15 protein-coding genes are annotated in these 15,970 nt (G+C 62.8%); 10 read left to right on the top strand and 5 right to left on the bottom strand.

Annotated elements, in window-relative coordinates; genetic code table 11:
- Positions 1–225 precede the first annotated feature (225 nt).
- From cysM to V3H56_RS20270, 5 genes are all read left to right on the top strand, one after another.
- Complete coding sequence (gene cysM / locus V3H56_RS20290; RefSeq protein ID WP_042728528.1) at positions 226–1,128, top strand: cysteine synthase CysM; 903 nt, start codon at positions 226–228, stop codon at positions 1,126–1,128.
- Positions 1,128–2,498 (top strand): 23S rRNA (uracil(1939)-C(5))-methyltransferase RlmD, encoded by a 1,371-nt coding sequence (rlmD, locus tag V3H56_RS20285; RefSeq protein ID WP_338473814.1) that lies wholly within the window; start codon positions 1,128–1,130, stop codon positions 2,496–2,498. The genes cysM and rlmD overlap by 1 nt, the downstream gene beginning before the upstream one ends.
- 101 nt (positions 2,499–2,599) lie before the next feature.
- Positions 2,600–4,846: a GTP diphosphokinase gene (gene relA, locus V3H56_RS20280; protein ID WP_042728530.1), complete on the top strand. Its 2,247-nt coding sequence runs from the start codon at positions 2,600–2,602 to the stop codon at positions 4,844–4,846.
- Between the two features lie 134 nt (positions 4,847–4,980).
- Positions 4,981–5,814 (top strand): nucleoside triphosphate pyrophosphohydrolase, encoded by an 834-nt coding sequence (gene mazG / locus V3H56_RS20275; protein WP_338473813.1) that lies wholly within the window; start codon positions 4,981–4,983, stop codon positions 5,812–5,814.
- Between the two features lie 26 nt (positions 5,815–5,840).
- Positions 5,841–6,380 carry a DUF2058 domain-containing protein gene (locus V3H56_RS20270; protein WP_042728532.1) on the top strand — a complete coding sequence of 180 codons (540 nt, stop codon included), beginning with the start codon at positions 5,841–5,843 and terminating at the stop codon, positions 6,378–6,380.
- 134 nt (positions 6,381–6,514) lie between these two features.
- On the opposite strand, the gene V3H56_RS20265 is transcribed toward V3H56_RS20270, so the two are convergent.
- The 4 genes from V3H56_RS20265 to purM form a co-directional block, all read right to left on the bottom strand.
- On the bottom strand, positions 6,515–6,709 hold the full coding sequence (locus V3H56_RS20265) for a hypothetical protein (protein ID WP_042728533.1): 195 nt from the start codon (positions 6,707–6,709) through the stop codon (positions 6,515–6,517).
- 384 nt (positions 6,710–7,093) lie between these two features.
- Positions 7,094–7,807 carry a DUF3108 domain-containing protein gene (locus V3H56_RS20260; protein WP_042728534.1) on the bottom strand — a complete coding sequence of 238 codons (714 nt, stop codon included), beginning with the start codon at positions 7,805–7,807 and terminating at the stop codon, positions 7,094–7,096.
- An 8-nt stretch (positions 7,808–7,815) separates the two neighbouring features.
- Positions 7,816–8,466, bottom strand: a complete 651-nt coding sequence (gene purN / locus V3H56_RS20255; RefSeq protein WP_042728552.1) for a phosphoribosylglycinamide formyltransferase — start codon at positions 8,464–8,466, stop codon at positions 7,816–7,818.
- A gap of 11 nt (positions 8,467–8,477) precedes the next feature.
- Positions 8,478–9,536 (bottom strand): phosphoribosylformylglycinamidine cyclo-ligase, encoded by a 1,059-nt coding sequence (gene purM / locus V3H56_RS20250; RefSeq protein ID WP_042728535.1) that lies wholly within the window; start codon positions 9,534–9,536, stop codon positions 8,478–8,480.
- A gap of 365 nt (positions 9,537–9,901) precedes the next feature.
- Here purM and V3H56_RS20245 point away from each other — a divergent pair, with 365 nt between their 5' ends.
- From V3H56_RS20245 to V3H56_RS20225, 5 genes are all read left to right on the top strand, one after another.
- On the top strand, positions 9,902–10,960 hold the full coding sequence (locus tag V3H56_RS20245) for a DUF2066 domain-containing protein (RefSeq protein ID WP_338473812.1): 1,059 nt from the start codon (positions 9,902–9,904) through the stop codon (positions 10,958–10,960).
- Between the two features lie 32 nt (positions 10,961–10,992).
- Complete coding sequence (locus tag V3H56_RS20240; RefSeq protein ID WP_338473811.1) at positions 10,993–12,066, top strand: AI-2E family transporter; 1,074 nt, start codon at positions 10,993–10,995, stop codon at positions 12,064–12,066.
- Positions 12,067–12,222: 156 nt separating this feature from the next.
- Positions 12,223–12,927 carry a DnaA regulatory inactivator Hda gene (gene hda / locus V3H56_RS20235; protein ID WP_003178999.1) on the top strand — a complete coding sequence of 235 codons (705 nt, stop codon included), beginning with the start codon at positions 12,223–12,225 and terminating at the stop codon, positions 12,925–12,927.
- 212 nt (positions 12,928–13,139) lie between these two features.
- Positions 13,140–13,766 (top strand): NlpC/P60 family protein, encoded by a 627-nt coding sequence (locus tag V3H56_RS20230; protein ID WP_042728539.1) that lies wholly within the window; start codon positions 13,140–13,142, stop codon positions 13,764–13,766.
- Between the two features lie 165 nt (positions 13,767–13,931).
- The gene (locus V3H56_RS20225; RefSeq protein WP_047739478.1) at positions 13,932–14,465 is read left to right on the top strand and encodes a C40 family peptidase; all 534 of its coding nucleotides are present in this window, start codon (positions 13,932–13,934) and stop codon (positions 14,463–14,465) included.
- 167 nt (positions 14,466–14,632) lie between these two features.
- Here the strand turns inward: V3H56_RS20225 and V3H56_RS20220 are convergent, their stop codons facing one another.
- Positions 14,633–15,943, bottom strand: a complete 1,311-nt coding sequence (locus V3H56_RS20220) for a sorbosone dehydrogenase family protein (protein ID WP_338473810.1) — start codon at positions 15,941–15,943, stop codon at positions 14,633–14,635.
- Positions 15,944–15,970 lie beyond the last annotated feature (27 nt).

Genomic DNA, 15,970 nt, shown 5'->3' with positions numbered 1-15,970 from the left:
TTATCGGGGGCCGCTTCGCGCCCCAACGGGGATAAATCCCCTCGCCACAAAAAAATGTGTGCACTGCGCTCCTTGCTTGCAGCTTGCAGCTTGCAGCTTGCAGCTTGCAGCTTGCAGCTTATGCGCTTATTCCCATAAGCCATAACCACCTCACTTTGCGTGATATGGCCTCGCCGGGTTTGCCGGTATGATAGGCGCCCCCGCAGCCCGGATTGCGAATACGCCATGACTTTGCAGTACCCCACCATCGCCGATTGCGTCGGCAACACTCCGCTGGTCCGTTTGCAGCGCTTGCCCGGCGCCACCAGCAATACGCTTTTGCTCAAGCTCGAAGGCAACAACCCGGCGGGTTCGGTCAAGGACCGGCCGGCATTGTCGATGATCACCCGTGGTGAATTGCGCGGGCAGATCCGGCCGGGTGACACGCTGATCGAGGCGACCTCCGGCAACACCGGCATCGCCCTGGCCATGGCGGCCGCGATCAAGGGCTACAAGATGATCCTGATCATGCCCGACAACTCGAGCGCCGAGCGCAAGGCGGCCATGACCGCCTACGGTGCGGAGCTGATCCTGGTCACCCAGGAGCAAGGCATGGAAGGTGCCCGGGACCTGGCCGAACGCATGCAGGCCGAGGGCCGTGGCAAGGTGCTCGACCAGTTCGCCAACGGCGATAACCCCGAGGCCCACTACACCACCACCGGCCCCGAGATCTGGCGCCAGACCGGCGGCAGCATCACTCATTTCGTCAGCTCGATGGGCACCACCGGCACCATCATGGGCACCTCGCGCTATTTGAAGGAACAGAACCCGAACGTGCAGATCATCGGCCTGCAGCCGATGGAAGGCGCGGCCATCCCCGGCATCCGTCGCTGGCCCGAGGAATACCTGCCGAAGATCTACCAGGCCGATCGTGTGGACCGCATCATCGACATGGCCCAGGCCGAAGCCGAAGACGTGACTCGTCGCCTGGCGCGCGAGGAGGGCATTTTCTGCGGCGTCTCTTCGGGCGGTGCCGTGGCAGGCATGCTGCGCTTGTCGAAGGAGGTTGAAAACGCGGTGATCGTCGCGATCATCTGCGACCGCGGCGACCGCTACCTGTCGACCGGCATTTTCGACGCGCCCAACTGATGGCCAAGCAAGAAAGAGGCCTGCGCTTCCAGCCCAGCGGTGGAAGCCGGGCCCCGCAAGTGCCCACCGGTAAAAAGCAGCGCCTGACCATCGAGCGCCTGGCCAACGATGGCCGGGGCATCGCCTTTGTCGACGGGCGCACCTGGTTCGTCATCGGCGCGCTGGCCGGCGAAGAGGTCGAGGCACGGGTGCTGGGGGCCCACGGCAAAGTGGTCGAGGCCCGCACCGAGCGTGTGTTCCTGCCCAGTGAACTGCGGCGTCCGGCGCCTTGCGTGCACGCCGGTCGCTGTGGCGGTTGCAGCGTCCAGCATCTGCCCCACGCCGAACAGCTTGCCCTGAAACAGCGCATGCTCGCCGAGCAATTGTCGCGGGTGGCCGGTGTGGAACCGGAGCAATGGGCCGCGCCACTGAGTGGCGCCGAATTCGCTTATCGGCGCCGTGCCCGCGTGGCCGTGCGCTGGGATCAGAAGGCGAAACGACTCGAGGTGGGGTTTCGCGCCGCTGGCAGCCAGGACATCGTCGCCATCGATGATTGCCCGGTGCTGGTACAGCCCTTGCAGCCGATCATGAGCCGCTTGCCGGACATGCTCAGGCGCTTGAGCAAACCCCAGGCGCTGGGACATGTGGAGTTGTTCGCCGGTTCGTCCCTGGCAGTGCTGCTGCGGCACATGGCGCCGCTGTCCGAGGCCGACCTGACGATCCTCAAGGATTTTTGCGACTTCCATCAGGCCCAGCTGTGGCTGCACGGCGAGGGCGAGCCGCAACCGGTGGCGCCGGGCCAGGCCCTGGGTTACCGCCTGGACACCTGGGCGCTGGAGCTGGCCTACCGGCCGGGGGATTTCATCCAGGTGAACGCTCACGTCAATGAGGCGATGATCGTTCAGGCCTTGCAATGGCTGGCGCCGCAGCCCGATGAGCGGGTGCTGGACCTGTTCTGCGGCCTGGGCAATTTCGCTTTGCCGCTGGCCCGGACGGTGCGTGAAGTGGTAGCCGTGGAAGGCGTGCAGACCATGGTGGACCGTGCGGCGGCCAACGCTGTCAGCAACAATTTGAATAACACTGCCTTTTTTCAGGCCGATTTATCCCAGCCCCTGATGGCTGCGCAGTGGATCGGCGAAGGCTTTTCTGCGGTACTCTTGGACCCACCCCGTGACGGCGCTTTCGAGGTGGTACGCAAGCTGGCGTCCCTGGGCGCCAAACGGTTGGTTTATGTATCGTGCAACCCGGCAACTTTGGCCCGGGACACGGTCGAACTGATCAAGCAGGGCTACCGGTTAAAACGTGCCGGGATTCTCGATATGTTTCCTCAGACGGCGCATGTCGAGGCCATGGCGTTATTTGAAGCGAGCCAGGATGGCTTGTCCGACTGACCCGTTCGTGCCACCCCGCCACGGTCCTGGGCGGACACACGGGCAATGAAGGTCAGCGATGTTGACGCATTGAATCTGCGTCGTAGGGAAGGTAAGCAAAGATGGTACAGGTGAGAGCGCACCAGCCGATCAACACCGACGGCAGTATCAATCTCGAGGCTTGGCTCGATCACACGGTCAGTATCGACATGGTGCTCGATCGTGAAGCCTTGAAAGAGGCCTGCGAGTTCGCTCGTGAGGCCGAGCAACAACACAATGCGGCGAAGAACCTCTGGTCCGAGGGCACCTCGAGTTTCCAGACGGGGCTTGAGATCGCCGAGATCCTTGCCGACCTCAAGCTCGACCAGGATTCGCTGGTGGCGGCGGTCTTGTACCGCGGCGTGCGCGAAGGCCAGATCCAGCTCTCGGTGGTCAGCCAGCGCTTCGGCCCGGTGGTCGCCAAGCTGATCGACGGCGTGTTGCGCATGGCCGCTATCAGCGCCAGTCTCAGCCCGCGCCACTCCATGGTCCTGGGCACCCAGGGCCAGGTGGAGAACCTGCGCAAGATGCTCGTGGCGATGGTCGATGACGTGCGCGTCGCGCTGATCAAGCTGGCCGAGCGCACGTGCGCCATCCGCGCCGTCAAGGCGGCGGACGATGAAAAGCGCAACCGGGTCGCCCGGGAGGTGTTCGACATCTATGCGCCCCTGGCCCACCGCCTCGGCATCGGTCATATCAAGTGGGAGCTGGAAGACCTGTCTTTCCGCTACCTGGAGCCGGATCAGTACAAGCAGATCGCCAAGCTGTTGCATGAGCGGCGCCTGGACCGCGAGCGCTTCATCACCGACGTGATGACCCAGTTGCGCGAAGAGCTGCAGGCCACCGGCGTGGAAGCCGACATCAGCGGCCGGGCCAAGCACATCTATTCGATCTGGCGCAAAATGCAGCGCAAGGGCCTGGAATTCAGCCAGATCTACGACGTTCGCGCCGTTCGGGTGCTGGTCCCGGAAATGCGCGATTGCTACACCGCGCTGGGGATCGTCCACACCTTGTGGCGGCACATCCCCAAGGAATTCGACGACTACATCGCCAACCCCAAGGAAAACGGCTATCGCTCGCTGCACACCGCGGTGATCGGCCCCGAGGGCAAGGTGCTGGAAGTGCAGATCCGCACCCACGCCATGCACGAGGAAGCCGAGCTGGGTGTTTGCGCGCACTGGAAATACAAGGGCACCGACGTCAAGTCCGGGTCCAACCACTACGAAGAGAAAATCTCCTGGCTGCGCCAGGTCCTTGAGTGGCATGAGGAACTGGGCGACATCGGTGGCCTGGCGGAACAACTGCGCGTGGACATCGAGCCGGACCGGGTCTACATCTTCACCCCCGACGGCCACGCCATCGACCTGCCCAAGGGCGCGACGCCGCTGGACTTTGCCTACCGGGTCCACACCGAGATCGGCCACAACTGCCGTGGCGCCAAGATCAACGGGCGGATCGTGCCGCTCAACTACAGCCTGCAGACCGGCGAGCAGGTCGAGATCATCACCAGCAAGCACGGTACGCCGAGCCGCGACTGGCTGAACCCGAACCTGGGCTACATCACGACTTCGCGGGCACGGGCGAAGATCGTCCACTGGTTCAAGTTGCAGGCCCGCGACCAGAACGTCGCCGCCGGCAAGACCCTGATCGAGCGCGAACTCAGTCGCCTGGGCCTGCCCCAGGTGGATTTCGACAAGCTGGCCGAAAAGGCCAACATGAAAACCGCCGAAGACATGTTCGCCGCCCTCGGTGCTGGCGACCTGCGCCTGGCGCAACTGGTCAACCTGGCCCAGCAACTGGTGGAGCCGGAACGCGGCAACGAGCAACTGGAGCTGATCCCGCGCAAGGCCACCGGCTACAAGCCCGGCAAGCGCGGCGACATCCAGATCCAGGGCGTGGGCAACCTGATGACCCAGATGGCCGGCTGCTGCCAGCCGTTGCCGGGGGACGCGATCGTCGGCTACATCACCCAGGGCCGTGGCGTCAGCATCCACCGCCAGGATTGCGCCTCGGTGCTGCAACTGGCCGGCCGCGAGCCGGAGCGGATCATCCAGGTCAGTTGGGGACCGGTGCCGGTGCTCACCTACCCGGTGGACATCGTCATCCGCGCCTACGACCGCTCCGGTCTGCTGCGTGACGTGTCCCAGGTGTTGCTCAATGAGCGGATCAACGTGCTGGCGGTCAACACCCGCTCGAACAAGGAGGACAACACGGCGCTGATGTCCCTGACCATCGAGATTCCGGGGCTGGATGCGCTGGGGCGGTTGTTGGGGCGGATTTCCCAGTTGCCGAACATCATCGAGACCCGGCGTAATCGGACGCCGGGTTAAAGGTCCGGCGCGATCAAAAATGTGGGAGCGAGCTTGCTCGCGATGAGGGTCTGGCAGTCAAAGATGCAGTGACTGAAAAGGCGCCATCGCGAGCAAGCTCGCTCCCACAGAGATTCATTGGATGGGATGGATTGATGTACAGCCTTGAAGACCTGCTCCACCTGATGAACCGCCTGCGGGATCCGCAATACGGCTGCCCGTGGGACGTCAAGCAAACCTACGCAACCATCGTCCCCCACACCCTGGAAGAAGCCTATGAAGTGGCCGATGCCATCGAGCGCGGGGACTTCGATCATTTGCAGGGAGAGTTGGGCGACCTGCTGTTCCAGGTGGTGTATTACAGCCAGTTGGCGCGGGAAGAAAACCGTTTCGAATTCGCTGGCGTTGTCGACAGCATCACCCGCAAGCTGATTCGTCGCCATCCCCATGTGTTTCCCACTGGCGACCTATACGCGCCGCTGGATGTGCCGCGCCTGAATGAAGAACAGGTCAAGCAGCGTTGGGAAGCGATCAAGGCAGAGGAGCGGGCCGAGAAAGCCTTGGCGCCCGAGCAATTGTCGTTGCTCGACGATGTGCCCGGTGCCTTGCCGGCGCTGTCGCGCTCGGCGAAATTGCAGAAGCGTGCCGCCCAGGTCGGTTTCGACTGGCCCGGCCCGTTGCCGGTGCTCGACAAGGTCCGGGAGGAGCTGGACGAAGTGCTTGAAGCCATGGCCGACAACGACGCGGCGGCCATCAGCGACGAGATCGGCGACCTGCTGTTCAGCGTGGTGAACCTGGCCCGCCACCTCAAGGTGGACCCGGAAACAGCCTTGCGCGGCGCCATTGGCAAGTTCGAGCGGCGGTTCCGATTTATCGAACAGGCATTGCGCGACACCCGCCGTCCCATGGAAGATTGCACCCTCGAAGAGTTGGACGCCTTGTGGGGCGAAGCCAAACGTCAGGAAAAGAATTTGCCCAGCTGTGGCTGAGGCCGTTGCCTAAGTGAGTAAGCACCATGAGCCTTTCCCTTCGCGACCAGTTGCTCAAAGCAGGGCTGGTCAACCAAAAGCAGGCCAAGCAGGTCGGCAAAGAGAAACAGAAGCAGCAGCGCCTGGCCCACAAAGGCCAGATCGAGCTCGATGACTCCCAACAGCGTGCCGCCCAGGAAGCCATGGCCGAGAAGGTCAAGCGCGACCAGGAGCTTAATCGCCAGCAGCAGGAAAAAGCCGAGCAGAAGGCCCGGGCCGCGCAGATCAAGCAGTTGATCGAAGTCTCGCGCCTGCCGAAGCTGAACACCGAGGATTACTACAACTTCGTCGACGACAAGAAGGTCAAGCGCCTCTCGGTCAACGCCCTGATGCGCAACAAGCTGAGCAGCGGCTCGCTGGCGATCGTCCATCATGCCGGCGGCTACGAAGTGATTCCGCGCGAGGCGGCCCTGAAGATTCAGGAGCGCGACCCCAAGCGCATCGTCCAGCTCAACACCCAGACCGAAGAAGTGGACGCGGACGATCCGTACGCGGCGTATCAGATTCCTGATGATTTGATGTGGTAAGCCGGACGGCGAGGTAAACGCGGAACCTGTGGGAGCGGGCTTGCCCGCGAAGACGGTGTGTCAGGCAACGATTGTGTCGACTGACCCACTGCTATCGCGAGCAAGCCCGCTCCCACAAGTGTTCAGCGCTGATCTCAGGATTCAGCCGTCTCCCGCGAGCGCGTCATTTCCTGGTATTCCAGCTCGGCCTTGTAACGGTTCGCCTCGGTCTCCGAGTGGAACATCCCCACCAGCAAATCCTGTTGATGCACATCCCAGATCCGGATACCCGCCGCAATGGCTTCGTGAGACATGTGGGCATCATCGCGTTCATTTACTTTCACAGTCATCTTGCAAGCTCCAATCTCTGTCATCTGCAGCAAGGCGTGTGCAGGACTTTGTTATAGATTTGGATAGCCAGCTAAGTAAATGCCTGGAAGCGTTAAGAAGTTTTCATGAAAAGTGCAGCAGTCCTGCAGGCCAGGCAGGGCGCGGCATTCGGTCGCAGGTGGTTTTTCATGAAGAAATTTTCATGTTGTAGCGGTAAACCTTGAGTGAAAGCGCAACCCTGTGGGAGCGGGCTTGCTCGCGAAGGCGGAGTGTCAGTCGACCTCAATGTTGTTTGACACACTGCTTTCGCGAGCAAGCCCGCTCCCACAGGGTCATTGGGTGGTCATGAAATCCAGGCAACAAAAAGCCCCGCGTTGGCGGGGCTCTCTTGATCGCGGTATGGATCAGCTGCCTTTCACAGCCTTCCCGTTGACCGTACCGTCCTGGAGCATGATGTTGTACTCCTTGCCGTCGGTCTCGACCTGTTGCAGGCGCACCAGCAGGTAGTCCCAGTCCTTGGCGAACCAGAGCACGGTGATGCGCTTGCTTTGCGTCGGGTCGCGCACGCGCTCGACCTTGATCGCGTCGATCTGGCCGGCCTTGGTCTCGACTTTTTCCGAACCCAGCACGCGGAAGTCATAGGTGTCGACTTCGCCATCGTCGACCACCTGATAACTCATGCTTTTCTTGCCGGCCGCGACGTCGTGCTGCAAGGCCAGTTGATAGGTGGACTTGTCGACCATGCCCCGGTTGAGCGGCAGCTTGACTGCATCGCCACGGTCGGTGCCGGTGACCATCTTGGTGTTCCAGTCGAAGTCCAGGTCGGCCTTCTTGGCCTTGCCCAGGCCACCGCGTTCGAAGTGGTAGGACTGGGGCAGCAGGGTGTCCTTGTCCAGGGTCAGGGTGCTTTCTTCGGTCAGGCTGGCGATCATCATCGAAGCCTTGAAGCTCAGCTTCCAGGTGCCGTTGGCTTCCTTGGTCAGGCTGCGTTCGGCGGTGCCGCTCATGGGCAGCTGTTTCCAGTCGGCGGTGTAGCTGGCGGAGAACGGTTGAAGTTCCGAAGCCTGTGCCAGGGGCAGGGCAAGCAGAGCGCAAGCGAAGAGCAGGGCGCGACGCATAAAATCTCCTAGTGTCGAATCAAATGGCCGCTGGCGGCGAGCAACTGGCCGTCCAGTGAGGCCCCACGATCGTCGAGGGTAAGCCGTCCTTCGGCAAACCAACGCACGGCCATCGGGTAGATCTGGTGCTCCCGGGCGTGAACCCGTTGCGCCAGGCTTTGCGGCGTGTCGTGCAACTCTACCGGTATTACTGCCTGTACGACCAGTGGTCCGCCATCGAGTTCCTCGGTGACGAAGTGCACGGAGCAGCCGTGTTCCGTGTCTCCGGCCTCCAGGGCACGCTGGTGAGTGTGTAACCCTTTGTATTTGGGCAGCAGCGAGGGATGGATGTTGAACAAGCGGCCCTGGTAGTGCCGCACGAAGCCGGCGCTGAGGATGCGCATGAAGCCGGCCAGCACCACCAGTTGCGGATTGAAGGTGTCGATCTGTTCGATCAGCGCGGCGTCGAAGGCTTCGCGGCCTTCGAAGGCCTTGTGATCGAGGACGCAGGTGTCGATACCCGCGTCCCGGGCGCGTTGCAGGCCGTAGGCGTCGGCGCGGTTGGAAATCACCGCGCGGATACGGACCGGGCTGTCGCCGGTCCGCGTGCTGTCGATCAGGGCCTGCAGGTTACTGCCGGTGCCGGACAGCAGCACCACGACGTTACAGGTTGCAGGCATCCGTTCGTGCATCAGTGCGCCTTGAGGTTTTGCAGCTCGACCTGGGCAGCGCCTTCGGCGGCGGTGGCGATCTGGCCGATCACCCAAGGCTGTTCGCCGGCTTCACGCAGCACGTTCAGGGCGGTTTCGACGTGCTCCTGGGCCACGCAGATGACCATGCCCACGCCGCAGTTCAGCACGCGGTGCATCTCGGTTTCGTCGACGTTGCCTTTTTCCTGCAGCCAGTCGAACACCGCCGGGCGGGTCCAGCTCGCCACGTCGACCACGGCCTGGGCGCCTTTTGGCAGCACGCGCGGGATGTTGTCCAGCAGGCCGCCACCGGTGATGTGGGCCATGGCCTTGACGGCGCCCGTGTCCTTGATCAGCTTGAGCAGAGGCTTGACGTAGATGCGGGTCGGGGCCATCAGCAGGTCGGTCAGCGGCTTGCCGTCGAGCTGGGTGTTCTCGATGTCGGCACCCGAGACTTCGATGATCTTGCGGATCAGCGAGTAGCCGTTGGAGTGCGGGCCGGAAGACGGCAGGGCAAGCAGGGCATCGCCGGCGGCGACTTTCGAGCCGTCGATGATCTCGGCTTTCTCGACCACGCCGACGCAGAAGCCGGCCAGGTCGTAGTCTTCGCCTTCGTACATGCCAGGCATTTCAGCCGTTTCGCCGCCCACCAGGGAGCAACCCGACAGTTCGCAGCCGGCACCGATGCCGGTCACGACCTGGGCGGCGGTGTCGACGTTCAGCTTGCCGGTGGCATAGTAATCGAGGAAGAACAGTGGCTCGGCGCCGCAGACCACCAGGTCGTTCACGCACATGGCGACCAGGTCGATGCCGATGCTGTCGTGCTTGTTCAGGTTCAAGGCCAGGCGCAGCTTGGTGCCGACGCCGTCAGTGCCCGACACCAGCACCGGTTGCTTGTAGCCGGCCGGGATCTCGCAGAGGGCGCCGAAACCGCCCAGGCCGCCCATGACTTCCGGGCGCGCAGTGCGCTTGGCGACGCTCTTGATGCGTTCGACCAATGCTTCACCGGCGTCGATGTCTACACCGGCGTCCTTGTAGCTCAGGGAGGGTTGCTTGCTCATGATCCAGGCCTTTAGGGGGGATTTCTGGGTAACGACCGACTGCCGGGGCCATTGAATAACCGTTGTACGAATTATTCCGGATGCCCGACGGTTGCCGGTCTGCGAAGGCGCGCGATTTTATCAGGCTTGTGGGGCAGCGGCCATCCTCGCGCCGACGGGCAGGGACATATCCACGGAAAAAAACCGATATTTCTTATTTTGGTACTGCGCGACGCGGCTGTATAAGGTGGAGCGGTAACCGGCTATGGTGATGACAGTGCGAAACTTCCATCGGGTGGGTGAATGTTTTGCCCGATGCCGTGGTCACAGCCATGCTCAATCTTCTCCACACGGCCTGTTCCAGCCGTTATGTCCGGGAATCTTCCATGCGTTTGTTCAAATTCTTGTCCGTGGGTTGCCTGTCGCTGATCAGCCTGGCGAGCCATGCCGAAACCGTCAATGGCCTCTATCAAGTATTCGAGCCGGTCAGCAACCAGACGCCGGAGGAGCGCAACCAGGCGACGCTGCGCGCCCTGGACACGCTGGTGCTGCGCCTGACCGGCGACGCCAAGGCCGCACAGAATCCCGGCCTGGCGGCGGTCCGCAAGGACCCGCAGCAAATCATTCTCCAGTACGGCTACGACGCGGGCCCTCCGGAAAGCCTGAAGGTCGACTTCGACCCGGCGAGCACCGACCGTGCGCTGCGCTCGGCGGGGTTGTCGCTGTGGAGCGCGAACCGGCCGTCGATCCTGGGCTGGTGGCTGAACGATTCGGTCGAGGGCTCCAGCCTGGTGGGTGATGGCCAGGCCAGCGCGGCGCCACTACGGCGTGCCGCGCAACATCGGGGCCTGGCGTTGCACCTGCCGCTGGCGGACCTGAGCGAGCAGATCGTCGCCACCGCGCCGAACCTGGAAGGCACCGACCCGGCGCCGTTGCAGGCAGCGTCGGAGCGTTACGCGGCGGATGCGTTGCTGGCAGTCCATGCCAAGGAAGAGGGCGGGCAGTGGCACGGCACCTGGCGCCTGTGGCTGGGCGACCAGCGCGAGCAAGGCACGGCCCAAGGGGCCGATCCGGCGGCGCTGGCCGACGCGGTCATGCTGGCGGTGAGCCAACGCCTGGCGCCGCGCTTCGTCGCCAAGCCGGGCCTGGCCAGCGAGCAACTGCTGGAAGTGCAGGGCATGAACCTTGAGCGCTACGCGGCGCTGTCGCGCCTGCTCGAACCGTTCGCTGGGCAGTTGCAGCGGGTCGACGCTGACCGGGTCCTCTATCGGGTCAACGGCAGTGCCGACCAGTTGAAGGCGCAATTGGCCCTGGCGAAACTGCAAGAGGTCCCGGCCGGTGAAGCCCCGGCACCCGCACCACAGACGCCACCCGCCGTCGATGGCGCGGCCCCGGTAGCGGCGCCTGCGCCGGCGCCAACCGCCAATCTGCGTTTCCGCTGGTAGGTTTTCTTTCTTTATATAGCTAGGAGTGGTTCATGGGTGATACGCGGCGTTGGTTCTGGTTGGGTGGGGTCGCCCTGCTGTTTGCATTCATCTATCTGCTGCACCCGATCCTCACGCCGTTCCTGGTTGCGTTGCTGCTGGCCTATCTGTTCGATCCGGTGGTCGATCGCCTGGAAAAATTCGGCCTGTCGCGAACCTGGGGCGTGGTGGCGGTGTTCGCCCTGTTCACCTTGATTGTCAGCGCCTTGTTGTTGGTGCTGGTCCCGATGCTCGCCAAGCAGTTGGTGCGCCTGTATGAGTTGGCCCCGCAGATGCTGGACTGGTTGCAGCACACCGCGATGCCTTGGGTGCAGTCGAAGCTGGGGCTGGCGGACGGCTTCTGGAAGTTCGACAAGGTCAAGGCGGCGATCAGCGAGCACATGGGCCAGACCACCGACATCGTCGGCGTGGTGCTGAGCCAGGCCACGGCCTCGAGCCTGGCGCTGATCGGCTGGCTGGCGAACGTGGTGCTGATTCCGGTGGTGGCCTTCTACCTGTTGCGGGACTGGGACCTGATGATGGCGAAGATCCGCAGCCTGCTGCCTCGTCATCGCGAAGAACACATCATGGCCCTGACCGGCGAATGCCACGAGGTGCTGGGGGCGTTCGTGCGTGGGCAACTGCTGGTGATGGTCGCGCTGGGCTTCATCTATGCGGCCGGGTTGATGCTGGTAGGGCTGGAACTGGGCCTGTTGATCGGCATGATCGCCGGGTTGGCGGCCATCGTGCCGTACATGGGCTTCGTGATCGGTATCGGCGCGGCATTGATTGCCGGGTTGTTCCAGTTCGGCGGCGACCTGTACCCCATGGTGGGCATTGTGACGGTGTTCATGGTGGGCCAGGCGCTGGAAGGCATGGTGCTGACACCGTTGCTGGTGGGCGACCGGATCGGCCTGCATCCGGTGGCGGTGATCTTCGCGATCCTGGCGGGCGGCGAGTTGTTCGGCTTCACCGGAATCCTGCTGGCGCTACCGGTGGCGGCGGTGATCATGGTGCTGGTGCGACACATGCACGACCTGTACAAGGATTCGGACATCTACAGCGGCACCGAAGACCCCGAGCTGTAGGAACAACGTCAGGAAAACCGTCGATCCTTGGTGCTGTCGCTGCAAACCTTTGATTTTGCTCGTGGTCCGGCGCATTGTGCGGTCCGCGCCACGGGTATAAACTTTGCCAACTTTACACAGAGGCCACTCGCGGCTCCCCGCAGCCGCTCAGTCAGCATGAAACCGATTCAGCTGCCCCTAGGTGTGCGTCTGCGTGATGACGCCACCTTTATCAACTACTACCCAGGCGCCAATGCCGCTGCACTCGGCTATGTCGAGCGGCTTTGCGAAGCCGACGCTGGCTGGACCGAGAGTCTGATTTATCTGTGGGGCAAGGACGGAGTAGGGCGCACGCACCTGTTGCAGGCCGCTTGCCTGCGGTTCGAGCAGTTGGGCGAGCCGGCGGTGTACCTGCCGCTGGCCGAGTTGCTGGACCGCGGTGTGGAAATCCTCGACAACCTTGAACAGTACGAACTGGTCTGCCTGGACGATCTCCAGGCCGTTGCCGGCAAGGCCGACTGGGAAGAAGCCCTGTTCCATCTGTTCAACCGCTTGCGTGACAGCGGACGGCGCTTGCTGATCGCCGCCTCGACGTCGCCACGGGAGCTGCCAGTGAAGCTGGCGGATCTCAAGTCCCGGCTCACCCTGGCACTGATTTTCCAGATGCGCCCGCTGTCCGATGAGGACAAGCTGCGTGCCTTGCAGTTGCGCGCTTCCCGTCGTGGCCTGCACCTGACCGACGAAGTCGGGCATTTCATCCTCACCCGTGGCACCCGCAGCATGAGCGCGCTGTTCGAATTGCTCGAGCGCCTCGACCAGGCTTCCCTCCAGGCTCAGCGCAAGCTGACTATTCCTTTTTTGAAAGAAACTTTGGGCTGGTAGAACCGTTGTCTGTAGTGGCCCTTGGCCGTGTCCGGACGCGACGAAACCCGCGGTCCTGCTGGGTTGCAGGCCACGTGACTTTCAAAATGGGCTTAAGCGCTTAGATGTAAACGCAAAACCGGGAAGTCACATTTTCATCGATTGAATTTGCAAATGAGGTTGATAGAGGGCATAGTCTCGCCATCTTTACTACTTCAGCCACGGTCGTGCCCATGCTAAATCGCTTCGCACCCCTCGTGCCTCTCGCACTCGTTACCCTGTTGTTCGGTTGCGCTGCCCACACTCCAGTGTCTCAGCAAGTACAACAACCACAGGTTCAGAACACCGTTACCGCCCAGTCTTCCTCCGTGTCCTTCCAGGAAGAGATGGCCAACGACAAAGAGCTGGCAGCGTTCGCCGGCAACAAGCCTTACCAGCTTCCGGTGCTGGCCGACAGCATCCTGGAACGCGGCATGTCGTTGATCGGCACCCGTTACCGCTTTGGCGGCACCTCCGAAGCCGGCTTCGATTGCAGCGGTTTCATCGGCTACCTGTTCCGCGAAGAGGCCGGCATGAGCCTGCCACGTTCGACGCGGGAAATGATCAACGTGAACGCCCCGCTGGTAGCGCGCAATCAACTGGAACCTGGTGACCTGCTGTTCTTCAGCACCAGCGGCCGTCGCGGGCGCGTCAGCCACGCCGGTATCTACCTGGGCGACAACCAGTTCATCCATTCCAGCAGCCGCCGCAGCGGCGGCGTGCGAATCGACAGCCTGGGCGACAGCTACTGGAGCAAGACCTTCATCGAAGCCAAGCGCGCCCTCGCCATGGCTCCGACTGTGGTCACCGCTCGCAAGTAAGCGCACAGTTTGTAAGGCAAACTTAAAGTCTTACTTGAAGTTTGCCTCATAGCCGCTAGAATCCATGATCATTGATTGATGGCAATCCGCCTGCGTACCTCGCAGGCGGATTTGTTTTCATGCCCACGGCAGAAAAGCCGCATCCAGATCAGGATTGTTCTGCATATGTCGACGTCGGCCCGCCTTGCTCTCATGTGTCTCGCCGCGCTGCTCAGCGCTTGCGCCAGCCGTACTCCGCCACCCGCGCCGGTACGGGCTCCGGTGGTCTTTGCCCCCTCACAAACCTTTTCCCCGGCCGCTGAAGACGTGCTCTTCCGGGCGTTGGGCCTGGTGGGCACGCCGTATCGCTGGGGCGGCAATACGCCGGATTCGGGGTTTGATTGCAGTGGCCTGATCGGCTACGTCTATCGCGACGCCGCCGGTATCTCGTTGCCGCGCTCCACGCGCGAAATGATCGGCATGCGCGCGCCGGACGTCGGCAAGGAGGCGTTGCAGACCGGTGACCTGGTTTTCTTCGCCACCAATGGCGGCTCACAGGTCAGCCATGCGGGGATCTATGTGGGGGAGGGGCGTTTCGTGCATGCGCCGGCCACAGGCGGGACGGTCAAGCTCGACAGCCTGTCCAAGGCCTATTGGCAGAAAGCCTACCTGGGTGCCAAGCGGGTATTGCAGCCGGAGCATCTGGCGCGTAATCCCTGAGTGGTTGCGCTGACCTTTGTGGCGAGGGGATTTATCCCCGTTGGGCTGCGAAGCAGTCCTAAAGCCGGAAACCCCGTTGTGTCGGGTTCTCGCGGTTAGGCAGCTATTTTTAGGGCTGCTGCGCAGCCCAACGGGGATAAATCCCCTCGCCACAAAGGTGAGCGGCGTTACTTACCCGACACCCGCCAGATCTTGTTCCCCACGTCGTCAGCCACCAACAGCCCGCCCTGTTTATCGATTACCACGCCTACCGGCCGGCCCTGGGCTTTTTCGTCGGCATTGAGGAATCCGGTCAGCACATCCACCGGTTGTCCTACCGGCTTGCCGCCGCTGAACGGTACGAAAATCACTTTATAGCCACTGTGAGGCTTGCGGTTCCAGGAACCGTGCTGGCCGATGAAGGCACCTTCGGTGAAGGGCGCGGGCAAGTGGCTGCCTTCGGCGAAGGTCAGGCCCAGTGAGGCGGTGTGGGGGCCGACGGCGTAGTCCGGGGCGATGGCCTTGGCCACCAGCGCCGGGTTCTGCGGTTCGACGCGCACATCGACGTTCTGCCCGTAGTAGCTGTAGGGCCAGCCATAGAAGGCGCCGTCCTTGACCGAGGTGATGTAGTCCGGCACCAGGTCGCTGCCGATCTCATCCCGCTCGTTCACCGCCGTCCACAGCGCGCCGCTGCTCGGCTCCCAGGCCAGGCCGTTGGGGTTGCGCAGGCCCGAAGCGAAGATGCGGTGGCTGCCGCTGGCCCGATCGACTTCCCAGATCGCCGCCCGGCCTTCTTCGGCCTCCATGCCGTTCTCCGCCACGTTGCTGTTCGAGCCCGTGGTGACGTACAGCTTGCTGCCGTCGCGACTGGCGATGACGTTCTTGGTCCAGTGATGGTTGAGGGTGCCGCCGGGCAGGTCGACGACCTTGGTCGGCTGAGCGGTGATTTGCGTGTCGCCTTCCTTGTAGGGGAAGCGAATCAGCCGGTCCGTGTCGGCCACGTACAGGTCATTGCCCACCAGGGTCATGCCGAACGGCGAGTTGAGGTTCTCCAGGAAGACGGTGCGGGTCTCGGCGACGCCATCGTGATTGGCGTCACGCAGCAGCGTGATGCGGTTGGGGCTGGGCACCCCGGCACCGGCGCGGCCCATGACCTTCTTCATCACCCAGCCACGGATGCCCTTGGCGTCATCCGGTTTGGGCGGGGCGTTGGTCTCGGCCACCAGCACATCGCCATTGGGCAGGACGTAGAGCCAGCGCGGATGGTCCAGCCCTTGGGCGAATGCGCCCACTTGCAGGCCCGGGGCCGCGGTCGGCTTGGCACCCTGTGGCCAGCCGATGGCTTCGGCGATGTTGACGGTGGGAATCAGGGTCTTGTTCGGCTCGGGCAGTTTCGGCGCCGGGCCGGTGCCGTCGGACACCTGCAAGGTAGAAGACTCGCCACAGGCGGCGAGCCCGACGGCAAGGGCGAGGATCAGTAAATGGGGTGGCTTGAGCATGCTGGCTTCCCTATGAATGCATGTGGT

Origin of the sequence: Pseudomonas sp. MS646, assembly GCF_036693845.1 — a bacterium.
Lineage (GTDB): Bacteria > Pseudomonadota > Gammaproteobacteria > Pseudomonadales > Pseudomonadaceae > Aquipseudomonas > Aquipseudomonas chlororaphis_E.
This window is presented reverse-complemented; position numbering and strand designations above follow the sequence as displayed.